This window comes from Bacteroides ndongoniae (assembly GCF_900108345.1).
Lineage (GTDB): Bacteria > Bacteroidota > Bacteroidia > Bacteroidales > Bacteroidaceae > Bacteroides > Bacteroides ndongoniae.
Map to the genome: position 1 here is coordinate 1140606 of NZ_FNVV01000013.1, position 25689 is coordinate 1166294.

The window sequence follows — 25689 nt, forward strand, 5'->3', positions numbered from 1 at the left end:
CACTAAACTTTTTAAGAATATCATGAAAACAACTCCATTTACCGAAAAACATATCTCGCTGGGTGCCAAGATGCACGAGTTTGCGGGATACAACATGCCGATAGAATATTCTGGCATTATCGACGAACATCTTACTGTATGCCAGGGTGTAGGCGTATTCGATGTTTCCCACATGGGAGAATTTTGGGTGAAAGGCCCTCAAGCACTTGCTTTCTTGCAGAAAATAACGTCGAACAACGTAGCTGCTTTGACTCCCGTTACGGCCGATGCCCCGGGTAAAGTGCAATACAGTTGCTTCCCCAATGAGGATGGTGGTATTGTCGACGACTTGCTTGTCTACCAGTACGAACCCGAGAAGTATCTGTTGGTAGTAAATGCTTCCAACATCGAAAAAGACTGGAACTGGTGTGTAAGCCATAATACCGAAGGAGCTGAGTTGGAGAACGCTTCCGACCGTATGGCTCAGTTGGCTGTACAGGGTCCGAAGGCCATTCTTGCTTTGCAGAAACTGACTTCGATCGACCTTTCGGCCATACCTTATTATCATTTCACTCACGGTGAGTTTGCCGGTGTGAAGGATGTCATCATTTCCAATACCGGTTATACGGGTGCAGGTGGTTTCGAGTTGTATTTCTATCCGGAGGATGCCATGAAGATCTGGGATGCAGTTTTCGAGGCAGGAGCCGAATTCGGAATCAAACCAATCGGTCTGGGTGCACGCGATACACTGCGTCTGGAAATGGGATTCTGCCTGTATGGCAATGACCTGGACGACACGACTTCGCCTATTGAGGCAGGTTTGGGTTGGATAACGAAGTTTGTCGATGGAAAGAATTTCGTCAACCGTGCCATGCTGGAGCGCCAGAAGCAGGAAGGTACAGTGCGCAAACTGGTCGGCTTCGAGATGGTGGACCGTGGTATTCCCCGTCATGGTTATGGCCTGTTCAGTGCCGAAGGCGAGGAAATCGGTACGGTTACTTCGGGCACCATGTCGCCAACCCGTAAGATCGGTATCGGTATGGGCTATGTGAAGCCGGAATACAGCAAGCCGGGTACGGAGATCTGTATCGACATGCGTGGCCGGAAGCTGAAGGCTGTAGTGGTACGTCCGCCTTTCCGTAAATAAGATTGTTTCTCTGAAGAACGACGGATAAAATAAGCATATCCTGTCGGGGCAGTAATCAGACTGTTCTCGGCAGGATATTTTCGTTTTTATAAATAGCTGTAATTCAGTATAATTTTATGTCAGTTGAGAGACACTTGTGTTGCTCGCGAGCGACACTTGCACGGCTCGTGAGCAACACTTGCATGGCTCGCGAGCAACACAAGTGTGGCTCACGCCTCATGCAGGTATGATTCGCCCGTCAGGTTTGTATGCAGATAGCGATGCACAAATGTACTATGAAATTTGGTTAAAAAACCTATAATTCTTATCTTTGCGCCCCTAATTCTAATTCATTCACTACATTCAATATTTATGGCTTTCACCAATAATGTTATGATTGTTCGCCACAAACTATTGGCGAAACTTGTTGATCTTTGGAATCAGAATCGTTTAATCGAGGAAATTGACCGTCTGCCTATCGAACTGAGTCCTCGTCGTGCGCGTCCGTTGGGACGTTGCTGTATCCACAAGGAACGTGCTGTGTACAAGTATAAGATGTTCCCCTTGCTGGGTTTTGACATGACAGACGAGAAAGACGAACTGACTCCGCTTTCCGAGTATGCCCGTCAGGCTTTGGAGAAGCGTCGTGAGTTGAAGGAGAATATTCTGTGTGTGATCGATGAGGCTTGTTCTTCGTGTGTGCAGGTGAACTACGAAGTGACCAACCTTTGCCGGGGATGCGTGGCCCGCAGTTGCTACATGAACTGTCCGAAGGATGCCATCCGTTTCAAGAAGAACGGCCAGGCTATGATCGACCACGATACGTGTATCAGTTGCGGTAAGTGTCACCAGAACTGTCCTTATCATGCTATTGTCTATATTCCTGTGCCTTGCGAAGAAGCTTGTCCGGTAAAGGCTATCAGCAAGAACGAGGACAATGTAGAGCACATCGACGAATCGAAATGTATCTATTGCGGTAAATGTCTGAACGCATGTCCTTTTGGTGCCATATTCGAGGTTTCGCAGGTGTTCGACATTCTGCAAGCTATCAGCGAAGGCGAACAGGTTGTAGCCATTCCGGCTCCGTCTGTTTTGGGACAGTTCAATTCCACCATCGAGGAAGTGTACGGAGCATTACGCAAGGTAGGCTTTGCCGATGTGATTGAAGTTGCGCAGGGAGCCATGGATACTGTGAGTCACGAGGCTGCCGAGTTGAAAGAAAAATTGGAAGAAGGACAGGCGTTTATGACAACGTCCTGCTGTCCGTCATATATAGAAATGGTCGAAAAGCATGTGCCCGAGCTGAAGAAATATGTTTCTACTACCGGTTCGCCCATGTACTATGCTGCCCGTATCGCCAAGCAGCGTTATCCCGAGGCAAAAGTTGTGTTTATCGGCCCGTGTGTGGCCAAACGCAAGGAGGCACGTCGCGATGAGTGCGTAGACTACGTAATGACATTCGAGGAAATCGCTTCCGTATTCGAAGGATTCCACATTGACCTGAAGCAGACTCCGGCATACGCCGTAAGCTATACTTCTGTACGCGAGGCACACGGTTTCGCACAGGCAGGAGGTGTAGCAGGAGCTATTAAAGCTTATTTAGGCAAGGAGGCCGAAGGTATTCCTATGATACAGGTAGCCGACCTGAACAAGAAGAACATCGGATTGCTGCGTGCTGCTGCCAAGACAGGCAAGGTGCAGGGACGTTTCATCGAAGTGATGGCTTGCGAGGGTGGCTGTATTTCGGGTCCGAGTGCCCACAACGACTTTATGGCCGGACGCCGCCAGCTCAATCAGGAACTGCTGAAGCGTCGCGAGTCATACGAAAACAGAGACGGAGAATGATACGATGACTTCACAGAATCGGCTGAAGGAATACGTAGAGCGTCTGGAGGGCGGTGAGGCACTGTCCTCCGAAGCTTTACGCAGTTTGTTGGTGATGCCGGACGGCAATGCTTCCACATATCTGCAGGAGTGTGCCCGTCGGGTAGCACAAAGTCGTTTCGGTACATCGGTTTACGTACGGGGACTGATTGAAGTCAGCAATTACTGTCGTGATAACTGCTATTATTGTGGCATCCGGAAAGGCAATCCTGATGTGGTGCGCTATCGGCTGGGGAAGGACGATATTTTAGAGTGTTGTCGTCATGGTTATTCACTGGGATTTCGTACCTTTGTGTTGCAGGGTGGAGAAGACCCGCGGCAAACGGATGATTTTGTTGTGGATGTCGTTTCGGCTATCCGTGCCTTTTATCCTGACTGTGCCATCACGCTTTCGCTGGGTGAAAAGTCGCGCGAGGCATACGAGCGCTTCTTCCAGGCAGGTGCCAATCGCTATCTGCTCAGGCACGAGACGTATAATGCTGCCCATTACTGTCAGCTGCATCCCGCTGAAATGTCCCGCGACAACCGGTTGCGCTGTCTGCACGACCTGAAAGATATTGGTTATCAGACAGGAACAGGCATCATGGTAGGAAGTCCCGGGCAGACAGTTGATGACATTGTAGCCGATTTGCTTTTCATTCGCGAACTGGCTCCGCAGATGATTGGTATCGGGCCTTTCATTCCTCATCATGCTACTCCTTTTGCCCTTGAGAAGGCTGGAAGTGTAGAACTGACGCTGCGCCTGTTGTCCATTCTGCGGTTGATGCATCCACGTGCACTGATTCCGGCTACTACCGCTCTGGCAACTTTGTCGCCCGAAGGGCGGAACCGTGGCATATTGGCAGGTGCCAATGTCGTGATGCCCAATCTGTCTCCGCTGTCTGTGCGGCAAAAGTACGAACTTTACAACGATAAGGCTGCTTTGGGAGCCGAGTCAGCAGAAGGTTTGCAAGCTCTTCAGAAAGAATTGGATCGCATCGGCTACCGCATCGATTATGGAAGAGGAGATTATGTTTAATAAAGAATAAGATAAGAAAGGATCAAGATAATGGCTTATAATCCCCAATCGTCTATAGCGACAGAGTTCATCAATCACGAAGAAATACTTGATACACTGGAGTACGCCCGTCAGCATAAGGACGACCGTGTACTGATCAGTTCGCTGATAGAGAAGGCACGCGAGTGTCGCGGGCTTTCGCATCGCGAAGCGGCAGTGTTGCTCGAATGCGACCTGCCGGATCTGACGGAAGAACTTTTCCGTCTGGCCAAGGAAATCAAGCAGCGTTTCTACGGCAACCGTATTGTGATGTTTGCCCCGCTCTACCTTTCCAATTATTGTGTCAACAGCTGTGTTTATTGTCCTTATCATGTAAAGAACAAGACTATTGCCCGCAAGAAACTCACGCAGGAGGAAATACGCCGCGAAGTGATAGCCTTGCAAGACATGGGGCACAAGCGTCTGGCACTCGAAGCCGGCGAAGATCCTTTGCACAATCCGATAGAATATATCCTGGAGTCGATACAGACCATTTACAGTATTCATCACAAAAACGGAGCTATCCGCCGGGTGAATGTGAACATTGCCGCTACAACTGTCGAAAACTATCGCAAGCTGAAAGAGGCAGGCATCGGTACCTATATTCTTTTCCAGGAGACTTATCATAAGGAAAATTATGAGAAACTTCATCCGCGTGGACCGAAGAGCAATTATGCCTATCACACGGAAGCCATGGACCGTGCCATGCAGGCCGGTATCGATGATGTAGGCTTGGGAGTGCTTTTCGGACTGAATACATATCGTTACGATTTTGTAGGTTTGCTAATGCATGCCGAACACTTGGAAGCAGCGTTTGGCGTAGGTCCTCATACCATCAGCGTTCCCCGTATCTGCTCAGCCGACGACATTGATGCCAGCACCTTCGAGAATGCCATTTCCGACGAGACTTTCCAGAAGATTGTAGCTGTGATTCGCGTCAGTGTGCCTTATACAGGGATGATTATTTCGACACGAGAGTCGCAGAAGTCACGCGAGAAAGTGCTCGATATTGGTATTTCACAGATTAGCGGCGGTTCGCGTACCAGTGTGGGCGGTTATGCTGCGCCCGAATTGCCGGAAGAGAATTCCGCTCAGTTCGATGTAAGCGATACCCGGACGCTGGACGAAGTAGTCAACTGGTTGCTTCGTCTGGGCTACATTCCGAGCTTCTGTACGGCTTGTTACCGTGCCGGACGTACGGGTGACCGGTTCATGTCGCTGGTAAAAAGCGGTCAGATAGCCAATTGCTGTTTGCCCAATGCCTTGATAACCTTGCAGGAATATCTGGAGGATTATGCGTCGGAAGAAACCCGTGAGTTGGGTAGGCAGATGATCAGGCAAGAGATGCAGCATGTTCCGAATGCAGCCATACGAACCCGAGCTTCCGAATATTTGGAACAGATTGTAAAAGGAGAGCGGGATTTCCGTTTCTGAAAGGTTGGATTTGAAAAAGTAGCTTGGTTATGAGACGATTGAAGTTGCTGGTTGTATTAGTCTGTTTAAGTTGGGTATGCTCTGCCTATTCCAACGAATCAGACCGCTTCTTCAACCGGTACAACTTTCATTTCATAACCGAACGTTTTGGACTTCCTTATAGTGTTGTGACAGACATTATTCAGGACTCTGACGGCTATATTTGGGCTGCTACTTACAACGGGCTTGCGCGTTATGATGGTTATCAGTTTCTGAATTATAATTCCCAGACACATCCTATTCGTTTGAAAAACGGATTTGTACATCACCTATGTGAAGACAAATTCAAGCGTTTGTGGATTGCCACGGAAGGAGGTCTCGATTTGATAAACTTGAATACATACGCTTCCGTCCGGCTTCCTTTTCCTTCTGATACCATCCTTCATCGTTTGCAAAATAGCTTTATTCATACTATTTACAAAGACAAGAAAGATGATTTGTGGATAGCATGTAACAATGATTTGTGGCATCTTCGTCTGGATGCTAACGGGCAAGTGTGTGAATATCATGTACTGAGGTCAAAAGCCACTTCACCCATTCATGCTGTGGTGGATATGGGGGATTTTGTTTGTGCTGGCATTGACAATGAGATTTGTATAATAGAAAAGGCAGGTAACCATCTTTTAAAGGCAGTTCCTTTGTCCGATGAACTGGTACCTTTCAGTGAAGACTGGCGCATATCCTGTTTACTGATGGATGGGGACTTTCTTTGGATTGGCTCCAATCGCGGACTGTTCAAATACAATCATTTTACCAAAAGTCTGAAAAGATACCGTTACTCTACGCACCGTCCCGGCATGTTGAGTCAGGCTTATATCACGGATATCAAACTGACAGAATTGGGATATCTGATTGTTTCCACACTGAACGGATTGAATGTATACCATCGTGATACAGATACTTTCTCTTTCATTCGTCAAGGTAATACTCAAAATGGATCTGGCATTAACTGTAATGGCATCAATTGTATATTTACTTCTGGAGAAACCATTTGGTTAGGTACGGAGACTGGTGGCATTAACCTGCTTTCACCTAAACGATTGCAGACAGAAATGTGGGCATGCCCTTTATTGGGCAAGGAAGGTGAACATGCGGCGGCTAATGCCATAACCGAGGATGCTTCGGGTAATTTATGGATTGGGCTGGTAGAGAGAGGATTGGTAGAATGGAATCCGGTAACCAATTCGTATAAACGATATTTGTTCTCTCCGGGTGATATGACCTCGATCAGTAATAATACAATTAACGGTCTGTTTACAACCGCAGACAATCATTTGTGGATTTATACGTGGGGAGTTGGTATCAACGACCTCGATCTGAACAAACCGGATGAAAGGAAATTCAAGCGATATACCCGTGAGGAATTTTCTACGTTGAAAGGCGATTTTATCAGTAGTGCTTGCGAGGATACCATCAATCGGGGAATCTGGTTTGGTTCCACTCGTGGAGTATTGTTTTACGATCGTGAAACAAATTCTTTTAGTAGAGTGTTGTTGGATAGGGTTACAAACGAATTCGAATCAATTCACGCACTTCTGATAGACAAGAAAAAACGTTTGTGGGTTGGTTCTTCACAGGGAGTGTTTATTATAGATTTGTTTTCGTTTGCCAAATCGCGTAAACGCTTCGATTATACATACCTGCGTTATAAGCTGGATGATCCCGAATCGGGAAAGATTGAAAAGATAAACAGTATTCTGGAGGACCATGAAGGCAATATCTGGTTGGGAGGGAATGGTAGCGGACTTTATAAGTTGTCAGATGACAAAAATGGACGTTTCAGTTTTAAAAACTATACAACGCAGCACGGACTTCCCAACAATACAGTATTAGGGATGACTGAAGACGGACAAGGCAATTTATGGATTGTAACATATGAGGGCCTGACAAAAGTCAATCCATATTCGATGACTTTTATCAGCTATACACAGTCCGACGGTTTGCCAACTGCACAGTTCTATTGGAATGGTATCTATTATTCGTCGCGAAACGATTTGTTATATCTGGCAACAACCAGCAGACTGCTTATTATTCATTCCGAAAATGAACTGTTACCATCAGGCATTCCCGAAGTGCGTTTATCATCGCTGACTGTGGCCGGAAATGTGGTTTATCCGTTGGACGGCAATTATTTGGAAGAGCCTGTTACGAAAGCTTCTAAAATTACTTTGCACGAAAGTGAAAGTCGTTTTTCAATTGGATTGACAACATGCAATTATGGCAATAACCGGCGGATTCGTTTTGCTTATCGTTTGAAAGGCTATGAAAAAGAATGGAATGAAACATTGCCGGGAGATTGTATGGTCAGATATACAGCTTTGCCTGCCGGAAATTATATATTGCAGGTGCGTGCTACCGATGAGTACGGACATTGGTCTGAATATGTTCGGGAAGTGCAGGTGCGTATTATACCTTATTTCTATAAGACAGTATGGTTCTACCTTTCGATTCTGATTCTGGCAGTATTGGGTGCCTGGTGGTTTTATCGACGTAAGACACGCCGCTTCCGCGAACAACGGATTGAACTGGAACAGAAGGTTGAGGAGCGTACTCAGAAATTAGCTGTTCAGAACAGACAGCTGGAGGAGATGGCACAACACGTGAAAGATGTAACAGAAGAGAAAATTGCCTTTTTTACCAATATTACCCATGAATTCCGTACTCCCGTTACGTTGATTCACGGACCGATTGAGCATGCGTTGAAAGAAGTGACCGACGAACATGTGAAGGCAGATTTGCAGATTGCTGAGCGCAATTCCAGTTATTTGCTTTCGTTGGTCAACGAACTGATGGACTTCAGGAAACTGGATATGGACAAAGTTACATTGGACAGGAAGCCTTGTCAGTTCGTTGCTCTTTTGTCCGAGTTATTATTGCCTTTTAAGGTATTTGCCAAAGAGCGGCAGATTGAGATCCGCTTTTTCTCACGGGTCAGTACTCCGTGGGTGTTGCTCGATGCCGCTTACATGCGTAAAGCGCTGGTGAATCTCATTTCGAATGCCATTAAGTTTACGCCCGATCGGGGGCGCATTGACGTATTTGTTGCGTCTGTACGTGGAAAGGATAGTACCCCAATGCTTTATATTGATGTTTGCGATACGGGGCATGGTATTGTTGAAGAAGATATGGAAAAGATCTTCGACCGTTTCTTTCAGTCAAAGAAAAGTGTCAAGTATCCGGTGTACGGGCAAAGCGGTACGGGTATCGGATTGTTTTTGTGTCGGAAAATCGTAGAATTGCATGAAGGTACTATCCATGCACGCAATAATCATAGTAAGGGAGCTTCTTTTCGCATCTTGATGCCTTTTGTCCCAAGCGAAGAACTAGAATTGGCTGATGATAAAAAGGTATTGGAAGAAACAAAGATTCTGGATGGGGAAAACTTAACGGGAGGTCAGAAGAAAGCAACTATTCTGATTGTAGAAGATAACAAGGACATGCGTTCCTATATTCGTACGTTGCTCGAAAGAGAGTATTGCCTGCTCGAAGCAGAAAACGGGCAGGAAGCTCTTGAAACCATACAGCATCATAACGTCGATCTGATTGTCAGTGACCTGATGATGCCGGTGATGGATGGTTTAGAACTGTCGCGTCGTATAAAGGAAAATCTGGCAACTTCGCACATTCCCTTCCTGATGCTGACTGCCATTCGTTCGGAAGCTCAGGAAAAAGAAAGTTATAAGATTGGGGTAGACGAGTATTTATGCAAGCCTTTCGATGCCGATATGTTGTTACTGCGTATTCGCAATATCCTGAATTTGCGTCAGAAATATAAAAAGATGTTTTCGGCCAGCAGCAATGTGGACGACCTTCCCATGAAGGAAGAATCCCGGGATCAGGTCTTCATTGCGCGGGCATTGGAGCTGATGCAGAAAAACTATGGCGATTCGGAATATGTGCTCGACAACTTTGTACGTGACATGGGGTACAGTAAAACGATGGTCAACAAAAAAATGCAGGCACTGACGGGACAACCTATCGGTCAGTTTATGAAAGGTTACCGTCTGAACATAGCACAGAAAATGATTCAGGAAAGTACGGGCGATTTCAATGTTTCCGAAATTGCTTATGCCGTGGGCTTCAACGACCCCAAGTATTTTACGAAGTGTTTTAAGGAATTCTTTGGTTATTTGCCTAGTAGCTTACTGAAGAAATAGCCTTTGTCGGATTGAACTTTACTATATTCTGCCTAAACTTTTCTATTTTCCTCCATTCCATTGGAGAAAGTACTTATTTTTGCTGAAAAGAATATCAATCTTAAGTACTATCATGAAAATCAGAACAGTTTTCGTCCTTTTATTTTTATCAGTGTATACATTCTGTCTGGCTGGCAACCCCATTAGTGGTTTGTTGGAAAGAATAGATAAGGGTGCTTCACGCAAGTTTGCCATCGAGTTGAAAAAGGGAGAGAAAGATTTTTTCGAACTGGATCAACGTGGCAATAAAGTAGTGGTGCGTGGTAATAACTATGTGAATATAGCTACAGGTATAAACTGGTATCTGAAGTACTATGCAGGCATCCAGTTGTCATGGAATGGCATGACTGCCAAGCTGCCCGATGTACTGCCGCCTGTCGGACAGAAAGAACGCCACGAAACGGATTTGTCTCTTCGCTACGACTTTAATTATTGTACTTATTCCTATACAATGGCTTTCTGGGATTGGGAACGCTGGGAAAAGGAGATTGACTGGATGGCCTTGCATGGTATCAACATGCCTTTGGCTGCAGTAGGACAGGAATGTATCTGGTTTAATATGCTTCAGAAACTTGGTTACACGAAGGAAGAAGTGAACCGCTTTATCGCCGGACCTGCTTTTCTGGCCTGGTGGGCGATGAACAACCTCGAAGGTTGGGGTGGCCCGAATCCCGACTCCTGGTATGTGCAGCAGGAAGCTTTGCAGAAAAGAATTCTGAAACGGATGCGCGAGTACGGCATTCGTCCTGTCTTTCCCGGTTATTCGGGCATGGTGCCACACGATGCCGATGTGAAGTTGGGACTGAATGTGACCAAATCTGATCTGTGGAACGGATTTACCCGTCCGGCTTTCCTGCAACCTACCGATGAACGGTTTGCCGAGATTGCCGATCTGTATTACAGCGAACAGGAACGTTTGTTCGGAAAAGCCGATTTCTACTCTATGGATCCTTTCCACGAAGCTGAGAATGCAGCTTCAGTAGATTTCGATGCGGCAGGAAAAGCCATTATGAATGCCATGAAGAAAGTCAACCCGAAGGCTGTATGGGTTGTACAGGGGTGGACCGAGAATCCGCGTCCGGAAATGATGAAAAATCTGAAGAATGGTGATCTGCTTATTCTGGACCTCTTCAGTGAGTGCCGTCCCATGTGGGGAATACCTTCTATCTGGAAACGCGACAAGGGATACGAACAGCACGACTGGATCTTCTGCATGTTGCTGAATTTCGGTGGAAATGTAGGTTTGCACGGGCGTATGGATCAGTTACTCAATAATTTCTATCTGACTAAAAACAATCCGTTGGCAGCCCATCTGAAGGGTATCGGTCTGACAATGGAGGGAAGCGAGAACAATCCGATGATGTTCGAACTGATGTGCGAGTTACCCTGGCGTCCGGAGAAATTCACCAAAGAAGCATGGCTGAAGGACTATCTGTTTGCCCGTTACGGGGTACGCGACGAGAAGATCGAACAGGCATGGACCCTGCTGGCCAATACCATCTATAACTGTCCTTTCGGTAACAATCAGCAAGGCCCTCACGAATCCATTTTCTGCGGCCGTCCTTCGCTGAACAATTTCCAGGTGTCAAGCTGGTCCAAGATGGCCAACTATTACGACCCGACAGTGACGGAAGAGGCTGCCAGCCTGTTGTTGGAAGTGGCCGACCGTTATCGTGGCAACAACAATTTCGAGTACGATCTGATAGACGTGGTTCGTCAGGCCATTGCCGATAAGGGACGTATCGTTTACAACCGTACGATAGCCGATTATAAGAGTTTCGATAAGAAAAGTTTTGCTGCAGATTCCCGCAAGTTCCTCGATATGCTCTTGTTGCAGGATCGTCTGTTGGGTACACGGAGCGAGTTCCGTGTCGGACGCTGGATAGAGCAGGCACGCAAATTGGGCAATACTCCCGAGGAGAAGAAACTTTATGAATGGAATGCCCGTGTGCAGATTACCACGTGGGGCAATCGTGTCTGTGCCGACGAAGGCGGTCTGCGCGACTATGCCCACAAAGAATGGAACGGCATTTTGCGCGATTTCTATTATAAACGCTGGGAAGCCTATTGGAAAACCTTGCAGGACGAACTGGACGGAAAACCAGCCGTAACTCTCGACTTTTATGCCATGGAAGAGCCTTGGACGCTGGCTTCGAATCCATATACGTCAGCACCCGAAGGCGATTGCATCGATGTAGCCAAAGAAGTGTTTGCCAAAGTATTTAAATGATGGAAAAGAAAAGGCTCTTGTCGTTGGATGTATTGCGGGGACTGACGGTGTTCGGTATGATCGTAGTCAACAATGCCGGAGGCAGTCAGTCTTACGAATCGTTGCGCCATTCTGCATGGAATGGCCTGACTCCTTGCGACCTTGTATTTCCCTTCTTTCTGTTCATTATGGGGATATCCACATACATTGCGCTTCGCAAGTTCGATTTTCAGCCTTCAGCACCGGTCATCCGGAAGATACTGAAGCGTACCGTGTTCATTCTGCTTATCGGATGGGCCATCGGTTGGTTCGATTTTGTTTGTGAAGGCGATATCTTTCCCTTTGCCCATTTACGGTTGACTGGAGTGCTGCCCCGCATTGCTTTGTGCTATTGTGTAGCTTCACTTCTGGCATTGTATGTCAATAATAAACGTTTGGCATGGATTGCAGGCATATTGTTGGTGGGCTATGCTGTTTTGCTCTGTATGGGCAATGGATATGCGTGTGACGAGACCAATATTCTGTGTGTTGCCGATCGTGGTATTTTAGGGACAGAGCACCTTTACCGGAAGAGCCCGATTGACCCTGAAGGGTTAGTCAGTACCTTGTCTGCCATTGCTCACACACTGATAGGCTTCTGCTGTGGAGCACTGATGCTGAAGAAAGGCATTTCATTGGAAACAAGAATCCTGAAGCTGGCGGTTACAGGCTTTCTGCTGATGGCTGTAGGCTGCTTGCTGACAGAAGCTTTCCCGCTGAACAAGCGTATCTGGTCGCCTACTTTTGTACTGGTCACTTGTGGACTTGCAGCCATGCTTCAGGCTACACTGACCTACTTCATTGATCTGAAAGGAAAGAAAGACTGGTGTCGCTTCTTCGAAGTATTCGGAGTCAATCCGTTGTTCCTGTATGTGCTGAGCGAAGTGGCAGCTATTGTGATAAGTGCTACGGAAAGCAAGCCTGTCGTTTACGGAGTCATTCACTCGTGCATTTCCGATCCTTATCTGGCTTCGGCATGTTATTCGTTGCTCTTCGCGCTGGTAATGGGAGGATGCGGATATTGGCTGTACAAAAAGAAAATATATATCAAGTTATAAGCAGATCGTAGAATATTCTCGATAGAAAGAATTGAAAAGAAAGAGCAAAGTGTTATGACAGGAATCCGTTTATATAGTGTCTTGTGTATTTTTTCCGTTGCAGGCTTTTGTGCAGCTTGTTCGGAGAAAAGTGCGGAGGAAAAACGTCTGCCATATGTTGATACGCGGATTGGTACGGCTCCCAGTGTGACGCATACGGCGGGACTGTTTGGAAAGAATACCGAGGAATACGGACAGACGTTGCCCGCAGTACTCGAACCCAACGGAATGAATTTCTGGACTCCGCAGACTCGCGACACCGAAGAGAAATGCATTGCTCCTTACTATTATGCCGACAGCCTTTTGCAGGGTTTCCGCAATTCGCATTGGATTGTTGGCGGGTGCACACAGGATTACGGTTCCATGACCCTGATGCCGCTTTTTAGCCGTTTGCGGTGCATGCCCGAAGCACGTGTAACCCGTTTCTCGCACCAGACCGAGCAGGCCACTCCTGCCTATTATGCCGTTTCCTTGCCCGATGAGGCTCTGACAGCAGAGATGACGGCACGTTCGCGCTCGTCCATTTTCCGTTTCACCTATCAGAAAAGCGGTAAAGCCTATTTGGTTGTCAATCCGAACAGCGATGAAGGACAGGGATTTATCTCGGTCGATACGGTGAACAACGTCATCAGCGGTTACAATCCCGTTCACCGCATCTATCAGGGCTGGGGAGAGCCCGCCGGATATAGCGGACATTTTGTGGTTCGTTTCCAGAAGAAGATAACAGGCTTCGGCGTATTCCGAGGCGATTCCATATTTCCGGCTCGTGACGCTATAGGCAATGCCTGTGGTATCGGTGCCTATGTCGAATTCGATGTGAACGAAGGCGAGAACCTGTTGGTTAAGGCTGCTTCCTCGTTTGTCAGTGCCGAAGGAGCCATGAACAATCTTGAAGCCGAGATTCCCCATTGGGATTTTGACCGTACACGTCGTGAACTGACAGATATCTGGGAACATCGGTTGGCACTTGTCGAAGTGCAGACCGACAACCGCGAAGCAAAGGAAAAATTTTACAGTGCCTTATACCGGGCTTCTTTCCTGCCGCGCACGTTCAACGATGCCGACGGCCGTTATCCTTCGTTTGCTACCGGTACTCCCGTACGTCAGCTTCCTGCCGGACGTACCTATTACGAGGACTACAGCATGTGGGATACGTATCGTGCCTTGCATCCGTTGGTCAATCTGCTGACCCCCGGACGGGCGGGCGATATGATGCAGTCGCTTGTCTGGAAGTACGAACAGGGTGGGTGGCTTCCTATTTTCCCGTGCTGGAACAGCTACACGGCTGCCATGATTGGCGACCACTGCATTGCTACCTTGGCCGATGCTTATTGTAAGGGAATCCGTAATTTCGATATTGACAAGGCGTACGAGGCCATGCGCAAGAACGCTTTTCAATCACCCGCCGATGTACGCGAATACCGTGACGGTATGGGGCGCAGGGCTTTGAAGTCCTATCTGAAGTACGGATACATTCCGCTTGAAGATTCTGTTCCCGATGCGTTCCATACAAGGGAACAGGTATCGCGTACGCTGGAGTATGCTTACGACGACTTTGCTCTGGCGCAGGTCGCTGCAGCTTTGGGCAAGACAGCCGATACTGACAGCCTGCTGGCTCGTGCCCGCAATTATCGCAACGTCATTGATCCTCGTACCGGTTATGCACAAGGGCGTCGGGCCGACGGCAGTTTCCTTACGGACGATAATGCGTTCCGTTTTGCTTCCTTCATCACAGAAGGAGCCCCTTGTCATTACACTTGGTACGTGCCTCACGACCCTTACGGTCTGATGGAATGTATGGGCGGGCGTGACAATTTTATCGCCAAGCTCGACTCCATGTTCTGCGAACAGCGCTATTGGCATGGTAACGAACCTTGTCATCAGGTAGCCTTTCTGTTCAACTATGCCGGACAGCCGTGGAAGACCCAGCAGGCAGTGCGTCACATCATGCAGACCGAGTACCTACAGGCACCCGGCGGGTTGTCGGGCAACGACGATGCCGGACAGATGTCGGCGTGGTACGTCTTTGCCGCTTTGGGCTTCTATCCCGTATGTCCCGGCACACCTTATTATATATTGGGCAGTCCTTCGTTCAGCGAAGCCGTGCTGCATCTTGAGAACGGGCGTACATTTACATTGAAGGTGCTTCATGCTTCCGAAAAGAACATCTATATACAGAGTGTCCGTCTGAACGGTCGCCCTTATACGAAGAACTACCTTTCGCACGAGGACATCCTGCGGGGAGGAACGATGGAGTTTGTCATGGGCGATAAGCCCAACACAGCCTGGGGCAGTGCTTCGGCCGACTGTCCGCCTTCTGTCATGTGATTGATTGATTAATTAATTGAATATTAATGCTTATGATACATAGAATACCTGTCTGTCTGTTCCTGTTACTGTTTGTCCCTCTGTTCCTGTATGCCAGAGGCGGACATGCTCCGGTATATGATGTGACTGCTTTCGGTGCGGTTTCCGATACTACCCGACTTTCTACCGAGGCTTTTCAGCGGGCAGTCGATGCCTGTGCTGCCGACGGTGGAGGAACGGTATGGGTGCCTGCCGGCAATTACCTGTGCACGACGGTCGTACTGAAAAGCAACGTTAATCTGCATCTGGATGCCGGTGCCACCGTTTATGCCAGTCGGAAAGTGTCTGACTATGAAGGTTTACGGCAGAAGGTTGGAGCAGCCGATACCAGTGAGAGTGAAGTCCTGTTGGGGGCTTTCGATGCCGAAAATATATCGGTGACGGGAACCGGAACCCTGCACTGCCGTGCCGAACGCATCGGATATCGGCGCGCTCCACAGACTGTCGTCACCGATTCGGTTACCGGTCGTGAGATTGCCAATGCCGCCCGTTACGGAGCCGACTATCAGAGCAAGTTCCGTAAAGTGCCGCCTTGTCCCGGAGCCATTAGCTTTGTTGGCTGTACCGGTGTGTGCATCCGCGACATCCGGGTGGTCGAATCTTCTTTCTGGTCCGTGCATCTGCAATGGTGCGAACGGGTGACGGTTGATGGCGTTTATATCACTTCCAACCGTCACAACGGGGTCAATGCCGACGGACTCGACATCGACGGATGCAGCCAAGTGATGGTGAGCAACTGCCGCATCGATACCGGCGACGATGCTCTTTGCCTGAAGACGACCCGACAGGAAGGCAAGGCTCTGCCTTGCAGTCAGATTACCATAACTAACTGCGTGCTGACCTCGTCGTCGGCTGCATTGAAGATCGGCACGGAGTCGCATGCCGACTTCGAGAACATTACCGTTTCCAACTGTGTCATCGACAAGGCAAACCGCGGACTGAATATGATAATCCGCGACGGTGGCAGTGCCCGCAACATTCTGTTTTCGAACATCGCCATCACTACCTGCCGGAAAGAAACCTTCTGGTGGGGAAACGGAGACCCCGTCTGGTTCACCGTGCAGAAGCGGGGAGACGGTCCGTCGGGCACCATCGAGAATGTGACTCTGAGTCACATCATCGCTCACGGACAGAGTGGTATCCGCCTTGAAGGCTTCAGCCGGCGGATCAGAAACGTCCGCCTGAACGACGTGCAGCTGTTTATGGAGCCGGAAGACGCGGTGGACAAGCGTTCGCGCAACGGATTCCTGTTCGACGGAGTTGATAAGCTGTCGCTGGTCGATTGCGAAGTGAACTGGGATATGCAGCATCCCGAGCCCACGTGGGAGAGCGCTTACCTGTTTCGCAACGTGGACGGACTGCAATTGGTGCGGACCTACGGTGACAGTGCGCCGGGCAGCCAGTATCCGGCTTTCCGATACGAGCAGGTAGATCATATCCGAACAACCGATTAAACTTTTAACGAGATATGAGAACGAAACATTTGATTCTTGCCCTGTTCAGCCTGTTTCTGCTGAATGCGTGCCAGCAACGGCAGAAGGGAGTTTACAACGTGATGGACTATGGAGCGGCGGGAGACGGAAAGGCCGACGACGCAACTGCCATACAGCAGGCTGTCGATGCCTGTAGTGCCGCCGGAGGCGGAACCGTATTGCTCCCTTCGGGGCATACCTTTCTGTGTGGTCCGCTGAAGTTGGCTTCCGATGTCAATTTCCATTTGGAGCCCAACTCGCGTCTGTTGGCCAATCCCGACGAAAGTGTTTACAACGAAAGCGCTTTTGGCGACAACCGTGGTGAAGGCATGATGTGGATCAGCGGAAAAGACCTGAAAAACCTGTCCATCACGGGTACAGGTACCATCGACGGCAACGGGGTGGCCTTTATGGGGAAGGAACTGGAGGATTCGTACGAACTGAAACCGGTGACGGACTTCGATCCGCGTCCGCATGTCCTGACCCTTATCAATGCCGAGAAGACAGTGATCAGAGATGTAACCATCTGCAACAGTGCCTACTGGACCATTCATCTGGTGGGTTGCTACGATGCGCTGATCGAAGGTATTTCCCTACTCAATAACCTGAAGATCCGCAATGGCGACGGCATCGACCTCGACCATTCGCGCAAGGTACGCATCGCCGACTGCTTTATCGAGTCGGGCGATGATTGCATCTGCCTGAAAAACAGACGTGAATTCGAAGAATACGGTTCGTGCGAAGACAATGTGGTGAGCAACTGTGTGATGACTTCCCGTTCGTGTGCCATCAAGATTGGGTCGGAGAACATGGACGTTATCAACAACGTGCTGTTCAACAATTGCATCATCCGGGGCAGCAACCGTGGAGTCGGCATTCAGAACCGTGACGAAGGCACGGTGACCAACGTTGTTTTCTCGAATATGCTTATCGACTGCCAGTTCTTTTCCGATGTGTGGTGGGGCAAGGCCGAGCCTATCTATGTGACTTCTTATCCGCGTGCCGTAGGCAATCACAAGGATGCCGGCTGGCGTTTTCCGAAGGGAGCTACCGAAGGACGTTGCGGAGAGGTGAGCCGTATTTACTTCACGAATATCAAGTGTACCAGCGAGAACGGCGTATTTGTAGGCGGAGATGTACCGGGCAAGGTGAATCACATTTACTTCAAGGACGTGGATGTGTTGCTATACAAGCGTACCGGCTATCCCGGAGGAATCTACGACAAGCGTCCCTGTCTGGGCGAAGGTTTTGTACATGATAGCACGTACGGTTTCTACATCGATACGGCTTCAGACATTTATATAGAAGATTCGCGCATCATGTGGGGCGATACCAAGCCCGACAAGGCTGCCGACGGTGTGATGCAGAAGAATGCCCACAACGTGGTGATTGAATGAGCCGACCGGTTCCTGCCTGACAGTTAAGGAGTGAAAAGGAGGGAATCCGATACATTGTATCCCACTTATTCAGGCACGGATTACACGGATATTCGCAGATTATTTTTATTCTTTATATCTTGTTTTTCCGTGTAATCCGTGTCTGAAAATAACAACTACTTTTGAATTTGAATGTCTATTGGTAAAAAACAGAATATGAGACGAATACTGATTACGATATGCGCTTTTTGCAGTTTTCTGGCGGTCTTTTCGCAAAGCCGTCCCACGCCCGAGCAGTTGGGAAGTATCTATTATGCCTATCCCGCACCGACGGAGGCGCCTGCACCGGCTCCCGAAGGATATGAGCCGTTCTACATCAGCCATTACGGCCGTCACGGTTCGCGTTGGATGACGGACGATGTGCGTTATGTGGCGATGGTCAGTCTGTTCGATTCGCTGTACCGATGCAATCAGCTGACGGCTTTGGGACAGGATGTCCGTCTGCGCCTGCATCGCGTGTGGGACGATGCCCGCGGACGCAGCGGCAACATCACGCCGCTTGGCGAACGGCAGCATCACGACATTGCCGTCCGCATGTACCGCAACTTCCCGCAGGTGTTTGGCGACAGTGCGGTCATCGATGCCCGTTCTTCCACTTCGCTCCGCTGTGCGATGAGCATGAGTTATTTCACCGACGGACTGAAAGAACAGAATTCTGCCTTGCGCATTACTCGCCGTGCTTATGGCGAGTACATGAACTACATTGCCTATACCTCGCCCGAAGGCGAGGCTTTCACCTCCGAGCAGGCTGCATGGCGCAAGGATTTTCACGCTTTCGAAAGTCGCATGATACGTCCGGCCCGGTTGATGAAATCGCTGTTTCAGCATGCCGAAAACTTCTCGGAGAAACAGTCGGCCGATGTCATGACATCGCTTTATTGGATTGCCGCCGACATGCAGAATGTGGATTTGTGCGGACAAGTGTCGTTTTACGACCTCTTTCAGTACGACGAACTGCGCGACTTCTGGCGGACGGTGAATGCCCGCATGTATGTGTGCAACGCCGCAGCTCCGCTTAATGAGGGGCTGATGCCGCGCTGTGCTTCCAACCTGTTGAATGATATTGTGGCAAAGGCCGATACTGCCATACGTGGCGGAAAGACGGCTGCCGATTTGCGCTTCGGACACGATACACACCTCATCCGATTGCTGGCCCTGATGCAGATGGAGGGCTGTGCAAACCAGGAGGCCGATATGGATAAGTTTCATCTGGCATGGCAGGACTACAAAGTCTCGCCCATGGGTGCCAACTTGCAGCTTATTTTCTATCGGGCTCCGGGGAAGGATGTGTTGGTGTGCTTCCTGCTGAACGAGCGCGAAGCCAAACTTCCCATCCAAAGCGTGGAGGGATCGTTCTACCGTTGGGAAGACGTAAAGCGCTTCTGGCACCAGGTGGCACCTGCACAGGGCGGTGACGTCAGATGACGATTTTGTCTAATATGCCGTTTACCCAGGCGATGGTTACGCCGTAGTTGGTCATCGGCACTCCCTGGCGGCGGGCACTTTCGATGCGACTCATGACGTGCTTGCGGTTGAACATGCACGCGCCGCAATGAATGACGAGGTCGTAGCCCGAAAGATCGTCTGGGAAGTCGGCGCCCGATACGATGTCGATGTGTATGCCTTCTCCTAAACGCTTGCGCAGCATGCGGGGCAGTTTCACGCGGCCAATGTCTTCCGACAGCGGAGCATGGGTGCAGGCTTCGGCTATCAGGATGCGGGCATCCTTTCCCAAACGGGCGATGCTGGCCGCGCCTTGCAGATAGTAGTCGATGTCTCCCTTTTGACGGGCAAACAGGACGGAGAACGAGGTCAGCAGACTTTCGGCAGGCTTTTGCTCATATACGGTGCTGAACACCTGCGAGTCGGTGATGATCAGTTGCGGCGGGCGCGACAGGGCTTGCAGCGTGTCGGCCAGCTTGTCGGTGGTGCAGCTCATCACCATGCATTTCCGGTCGAGCAGTTCGCGCAGTGTCTGTACCTGGGGCAGAATCAGTCTGCCTTTGGGAGCCTGGATGTCTTGCGGCATCACTAACAGTACCAAGTCACCTTCCGATACCAAGTGCGACACGATGGCGGGTTGTACCGTTTCCGATGCCATGCGTATCAGGGCTTCGCGGATAGCTTCCACGCCTTCGCCCGTCCGGGCACTGGCAATGAGGGGACGCATGCCGGCTTTCTTGCTTATTGCATCGGCCACGGTTTCGGCCCGGGGTAGCAGGTCGGCCTTGTTCAGCACCAGCAGGGTGGGGATTTGCTTTTCCTTCAGCAGTTGTAGCCAGTGCAGTTCGTCTTTCACCTCTTCGTCTCTGCACACCAACAGGGCTACGTCGGCCTTTTGCATGACCTTCAATGTTTTTTCTACACGCAGTGCACCCAGTTCGCCCTCATCGTCAAAGCCAGCCGTATCGATGAATACGCACGGCCCCAATCCGTGTACTTCCATGGCCTGATAGACCGGATCGGTGGTTGTGCCGGCGACGTCGGACACCAATGCTGCCTGCTGGTGGGTCAGTGCATTCAGCAGCGAAGATTTTCCACTGTTTCGTTTGCCCAGCAGAACGATGTGCAGGCGGTTGGAGCGGGGGGTAGCTGTTAAACTCATAAAACGGTAGTTTAAAGGAGGAATATGGATTAAAGTTAGCTGATGAAAAGAAATAATTATATCTTTGTAAGCAGGCATAAAAAAACCCGGATTCATCACCAGTAACTGAAAGCTGGGAGAGGAACGCCCGGGACTGCAATACAAAAGTACAAAAGATATGGAACATAACAAAGCATTCTTTGAAAAAGTTTTCTCCACCAAACTGCTTTTCATAATGAATCCATTTGCTGGAATTTGAATCGTGTGGAAGATATTCATCGGGAGATGGTTGTCGTCATGGGATGGATGAACAAGGATGTACCCGGTTGGTTACAACTTATTGATCGCTTCGATACGGTGTGCGCCAGTATTCGGAAAAACATGGGATGGCAATGAGCATTCGTGAGCAACACTTGTACGGCTCCTGTTCAACACTTGTACGGCTCGCGAGCCATGCTTGCGATACTCGCGGGAGTTGCAGGCAATACTCGTGCCCTTTGCTTGCAACATGCGGCGGGCTTGGTTGTAAGATGCGGCGGCATTGCTTTCAAAACCTGCCGGCATTGCTTGTCATTCCCGCCGACATTACTTGTTACGCCGGCTAACTACCGATGTTACGCCGCTAAAGTAGGTAGTTACAGTCGCCAAGTAGGAGTTTGGAAACGAAAAATGAAACATTAAAAATGAAGATGGCAGAGTGACCTTTTTTGTTCACGTCCAAAAATCCTTTTCTCTTTCATCCTCATCCCTCAACCCTTCACCCTCATCCCTCATCCCTCAACCCTTCACCCTCAACATTAAACCTTAAACCCACTATTTTGCCTTCACGCTTTCACCGGAGGATTTTCGCACTGATACACAGCAGGATATGGTGAAAGATGAAGCTTCACGCCCTTTCAATGAAAATTTGAAAATCCGCGTTCATCCGCCTTTCCCCTGTAGTCCGCGTATCTATCTTTCACCACAACTTTTTTATTATCAATCGATTACGGTGAAACTTCACCTGCGTCCTTTTATCAGCATCCGCTTTTTGATGTGAACCTTATGGGAAAACAGAAGTGGTACGTTGAGTAACGTTGCTGCACAAACTGTTGCAGCATAACTGCACGTATTGATGCAGTGTCACTGCACTGACTGATGCAGAGTGACTGCACTAACTGTTGCAGTGAGGCTGCATAGTCTTTCCGTTCTGTCGGCTGTTAGGCCGTTGTATTTTTTCTCCTATGGGACGGGCAAAAAGCAAGTAGCGGAGTTTTGGACAGGTAGGTGGAGGTATGTGTCGCTTTTCTCAAAAACATTTTTCTTTGTTGGTTTTTAGTAGGAGTAAAATAGTGAACTTTTGCAAGTTGTTGATTAATAGATAATTGTGGTGAAAGATGAATGAGGATGATGAAAAGTTGGTTTACTATTTTCTCCCTATTTTGCGCTATTTTCTCCCCCTTCCTTAGGGGCTTAGTGTATCTTTGCGACAACTGAAATCTAAGAATGAGCTATGGAAACAGCAATGAATGTATTTCTTCCATTGATCTGTTGCCTGTTGTTAAAAGGCAACATCGTCGGGAGCCTGTTTCTTTACACTTAGCAGTATAAATGATAAGAGTGAAGGAATGGGCTTGTTGTTTTTGTTCTTTCCCTAACTTTCTGTTTATTAGTTTGTTGTGTTCATTTTGAAATGTTGTTGAAATAAATATGTAACATGCGGCTTTTACTTTTGCGGCCGGAAAAAAGAATGTGATAAATATATAAAATGAGAATAAAAACTGTTTTTTTTAACTAAAACTTTATTTTATGCTGAATGTACAATTAAAAGGAAAAAGAACATGGATGCAGAGTTTGCTCCTCGTCATGTTCTTGCTAAGCAGTACCTTAGCATTTGCACAGAACAAGGTGACGGGTACCGTAACCGATAAGACTGGTGCTCCGTTGCCGGGTGTTAATGTCCTCGAAAAAGGCACGACTAATGGTAGTATAACCGATGTGGACGGAAAGTACAGCATCAATGTTGAGAAAGGTAAAACATTGATGTTCTCCTATATTGGTTTTACAACAAGAGAAATAGTCGTTAATCAGAATGTTATTAATGTCGCTCTGCAGGAAGACCTTCAGGCACTTGACGAGGTAGTGGTTATTGGTTACGGTAGCATGACTCGTAAGGATGTGACCAGCTCTATTACTACTGTAAAGGCCGACAAACTGAATGTAGGTACTTACACCAGTCCTGCCCAGTTGCTGCAAGGTAAAGTGCCGGGTCTGACCATCACACAGAGCAGCGACCCGAACAGCGAATACTCCTCAATCACGCTGCGTGGTGCTTCTTCATTGCGTGGTGGTGAGGCTATGGAGCCCTATTATGTAGTAGATGGCGTTCCGGGCGTATCTTTGGCTTTGGTCGCTCCCGAAGACATCGAAAGCATCGACGTACTGCGCGATGCAACAGCTACTGCCATTTACGGTTCAAAGGCAGCCAATGGTGTGATCATCGTTACTACGAAGAAAGGTAAGGCCGGTAAAGCTACTGTAACTTACAGTGCTTACATCGCTGCAGACAAGGTGATGAAGAACCTTGACATGATGACTGCAGACGACCTGCGTGCGTATGCCAAAGCCAATAACTTTACCATCAATAACGATTTCGGAGCAAACACGGATTGGCAGAAAGAAGTGCAACGTACAGCATTTACTCACAATCACAATGTGTCGATTAGTGGCGGGAGTGATCGTACTTCTTACACTGCAAGTATTAATTATATGGAGAAACAAGGTGTTATTAAGGGTACTGACATGGATCGTTTGATCGGACGTGCTTTTGTACAGACAAGAGCTTTGAATGACCGTTTGATTTTGTCTATGAATCTGAATGCCAGTATCACCAATAACAATTCTGTTGAAACAGGAGGTGATAATAACAGTGTTTATGATGCAATGAACTATTATTCACCATTGGTTCCTGTACGGGATGAAAATGGTAATTGGACAAATTATGTAGGTGTTTCTCAAAACTATAATCCACTGTCAATGATTAATGAAGACCTTTATCATCATCAAACTAAAAAAATGCAAGGTACAGCTAAGGCGTCTTTAGATATTATTGATGGTTTACAATGGAATGCAACTTTGTCTTATCAGAACGAGCAGTTCTTGTGGGATGAATACCATACTTCACAGTCACAAATGACTTATGTCAAAGATAATGGCCAGGCTCATCGTCGTACAACTCAAGACCTCAAGAAAGTGTTTGAGACTTATTTAAATTATGACAAGACTTTCAATGAAGTTCATAAATTGGGTATTATGTTGGGTTATTCTTGGGAAGAAACAACGAAAGCCGATGGATATGGCCTGACTGTTTATGACTTTTATAATGATGATTTAGGTTACAAGAATTTGGGTATGGCTAACAAAATGGATGGAATTGATGGTGTCTGGTCTTCTGCAGAAAATACCCTGCGTATGATTTCATTCTATGGCCGTGTGAATTACTCATATAACAGTAAGTATTTGTTGCAGGCCACTGTTCGTCGTGATGGCTCTTCTGCTTTTGGTGTCAATAACCGTTGGGCTACCTTCCCCTCTTTCTCTGCCGCATGGCGTATTTCTGAAGAAGAGTTTGCCAAAGATTGGGGATTTGATGACTTGAAGTTGCGTGCAGGTTATGGTGTCAGCGGTAACTCACTGGGCTTTGATCCTTATATTTCGAGAATGCTTTATGGTGGTACCGGTTGGTTTACTTATGTAGATTCTAACGGAGTTGAATCTAACTATCGTATCATCGGTGCATTGCGTAACTCTAATCCTGATTTGAAATGGGAATCGACTTCCATGTTCAACGTCGGTGTTGACTTCTCTGTATTAGGTGGTCGTTTGGGAGCAACCATTGAATATTATGTGAAAAAGACTTCTGACTTGATTCTTGCTTATGAGGTGTCAACAAATAGGTATCAATATCCTTCTATGTGGGCTAACGTAGGAGATATAAGTAATAAAGGTGTCGAAATTAGTATTAACGCTATTCCTGTTCAGACAAAAAACTTTGAATGGAGCACAACGGTGAATTTATCCCATAATAAGAATATTGTTGAAAAAATATCTAATGATACTTATTCTGTACCGTATATTAATACAGCCAATCCGAATATTGGCGGTTCTGCACAAGCGAATTCTATTCAACGTATTATGGAAGGTGAGCCGATAGGCACATTCTATATGTGGAAATGGGCAGGTTATAATGATGAAGGAGTTTCCGTGTTCAATGAATACGATGAGGATGGAAATGTAATAGGTACTACCACTCGATTGGATGAAAAAGACCGTGTGAAAGTTGGTTCCGCACAACCCAAACTGAACTTAGGATGGAATAACACATTGACTTATAAAAATTGGACTTTGACAGCTTTCTTCCAAGGAACATTTGGTAACAAGATTTTCAATGCTACCCGTGCACAATACAATAATACGACTAATATTCAACAAGGTAAGAATGGTTTAAAAGAGATTATGACTGATCAGAAAATTACAGATGTTAATGCACAAGCTCCTTCTGATCGTTATTTGGAAGATGGTAGCTACCTGCGTCTTTCTACTTTGAGCTTAGGATATGATTTTGGAAAGATTGGTAATTGGATTAACAATTTGAAGTTAACAGCTACCTGCAACAACGTCTTTACTATTACTGGTTATTCTGGTACAGATCCCGAAGTAAGTTTGGGTGGCATAGAACCGGGTATTGATTGGCGTAACTCCTTCTATCCGCGTACTCGTACCTTTATGTTAGGATTGAATGTAAACTTCTAA

The 25689-nt window shown here is 47.8% G+C and carries 14 protein-coding genes; 13 read left to right on the forward strand and 1 reads right to left on the reverse strand.

What is annotated here, in order from left to right; all coding sequences use genetic code 11:
* Positions 1–22: 22 nt before the first annotated feature.
* From gcvT to BQ5591_RS09270, 11 genes are all read left to right on the forward strand, one after another.
* Complete coding sequence (gene gcvT, locus BQ5591_RS09220) at positions 23–1126, forward strand: glycine cleavage system aminomethyltransferase GcvT (protein WP_022163115.1); 1104 nt, start codon at positions 23–25, stop codon at positions 1124–1126.
* A 351-nt stretch (positions 1127–1477) separates the two neighbouring features.
* Positions 1478–2950: a monomeric [FeFe] hydrogenase gene (locus BQ5591_RS09225; RefSeq protein ID WP_071149087.1), complete on the forward strand. Its 1473-nt coding sequence runs from the start codon at positions 1478–1480 to the stop codon at positions 2948–2950.
* A 22-nt stretch (positions 2951–2972) separates the two neighbouring features.
* Positions 2973–4007, forward strand: coding sequence for a [FeFe] hydrogenase H-cluster radical SAM maturase HydE (hydE, locus tag BQ5591_RS09230; RefSeq protein ID WP_071149405.1), 1035 nt, complete (start codon positions 2973–2975; stop codon positions 4005–4007).
* A gap of 30 nt (positions 4008–4037) precedes the next feature.
* Positions 4038–5459, forward strand: coding sequence for a [FeFe] hydrogenase H-cluster radical SAM maturase HydG (hydG, locus tag BQ5591_RS09235; protein WP_071149088.1), 1422 nt, complete (start codon positions 4038–4040; stop codon positions 5457–5459).
* Between the two features lie 29 nt (positions 5460–5488).
* The gene (locus BQ5591_RS09240) at positions 5489–9655 is read left to right on the forward strand and encodes a two-component regulator propeller domain-containing protein (RefSeq protein WP_071149089.1); all 4167 of its coding nucleotides are present in this window, start codon (positions 5489–5491) and stop codon (positions 9653–9655) included.
* 112 nt (positions 9656–9767) lie between these two features.
* Positions 9768–11924: an alpha-N-acetylglucosaminidase gene (locus BQ5591_RS09245; protein WP_071149090.1), complete on the forward strand. Its 2157-nt coding sequence runs from the start codon at positions 9768–9770 to the stop codon at positions 11922–11924.
* A complete protein-coding gene (locus BQ5591_RS09250; protein ID WP_071149406.1) occupies positions 11924–13000 on the forward strand; it encodes an acyltransferase family protein in 1077 nt (358 codons plus the stop codon). The genes BQ5591_RS09245 and BQ5591_RS09250 overlap by 1 nt, the downstream gene beginning before the upstream one ends.
* A gap of 54 nt (positions 13001–13054) precedes the next feature.
* The gene (locus BQ5591_RS09255) at positions 13055–15367 is read left to right on the forward strand and encodes a GH92 family glycosyl hydrolase (RefSeq protein ID WP_083380914.1); all 2313 of its coding nucleotides are present in this window, start codon (positions 13055–13057) and stop codon (positions 15365–15367) included.
* 32 nt (positions 15368–15399) lie between these two features.
* Positions 15400–16860 carry a glycoside hydrolase family 28 protein gene (locus BQ5591_RS09260; protein WP_083380946.1) on the forward strand — a complete coding sequence of 487 codons (1461 nt, stop codon included), beginning with the start codon at positions 15400–15402 and terminating at the stop codon, positions 16858–16860.
* A gap of 14 nt (positions 16861–16874) precedes the next feature.
* Positions 16875–18275 carry a glycoside hydrolase family 28 protein gene (locus BQ5591_RS09265; protein ID WP_071149092.1) on the forward strand — a complete coding sequence of 467 codons (1401 nt, stop codon included), beginning with the start codon at positions 16875–16877 and terminating at the stop codon, positions 18273–18275.
* 195 nt (positions 18276–18470) lie between these two features.
* Complete coding sequence (locus BQ5591_RS09270; RefSeq protein ID WP_071149093.1) at positions 18471–19739, forward strand: histidine-type phosphatase; 1269 nt, start codon at positions 18471–18473, stop codon at positions 19737–19739.
* Here BQ5591_RS09270 and hydF read toward each other — a convergent pair.
* Positions 19732–20919, reverse strand: coding sequence for a [FeFe] hydrogenase H-cluster maturation GTPase HydF (gene hydF, locus BQ5591_RS09275; protein ID WP_071149094.1), 1188 nt, complete (start codon positions 20917–20919; stop codon positions 19732–19734). The two genes, BQ5591_RS09270 and hydF, sit on opposite strands and share 8 nt — an antisense overlap.
* Before the next feature lie 847 nt (positions 20920–21766).
* On the opposite strand from hydF, the gene BQ5591_RS21365 reads away from it, so the two are divergent.
* Positions 21767–21937, forward strand: a complete 171-nt coding sequence (locus BQ5591_RS21365; RefSeq protein WP_159434445.1) for a hypothetical protein — start codon at positions 21767–21769, stop codon at positions 21935–21937.
* 749 nt (positions 21938–22686) lie between these two features.
* Positions 22687–25689, forward strand: a complete 3003-nt coding sequence (locus BQ5591_RS09280; protein ID WP_071149095.1) for a SusC/RagA family TonB-linked outer membrane protein — start codon at positions 22687–22689, stop codon at positions 25687–25689.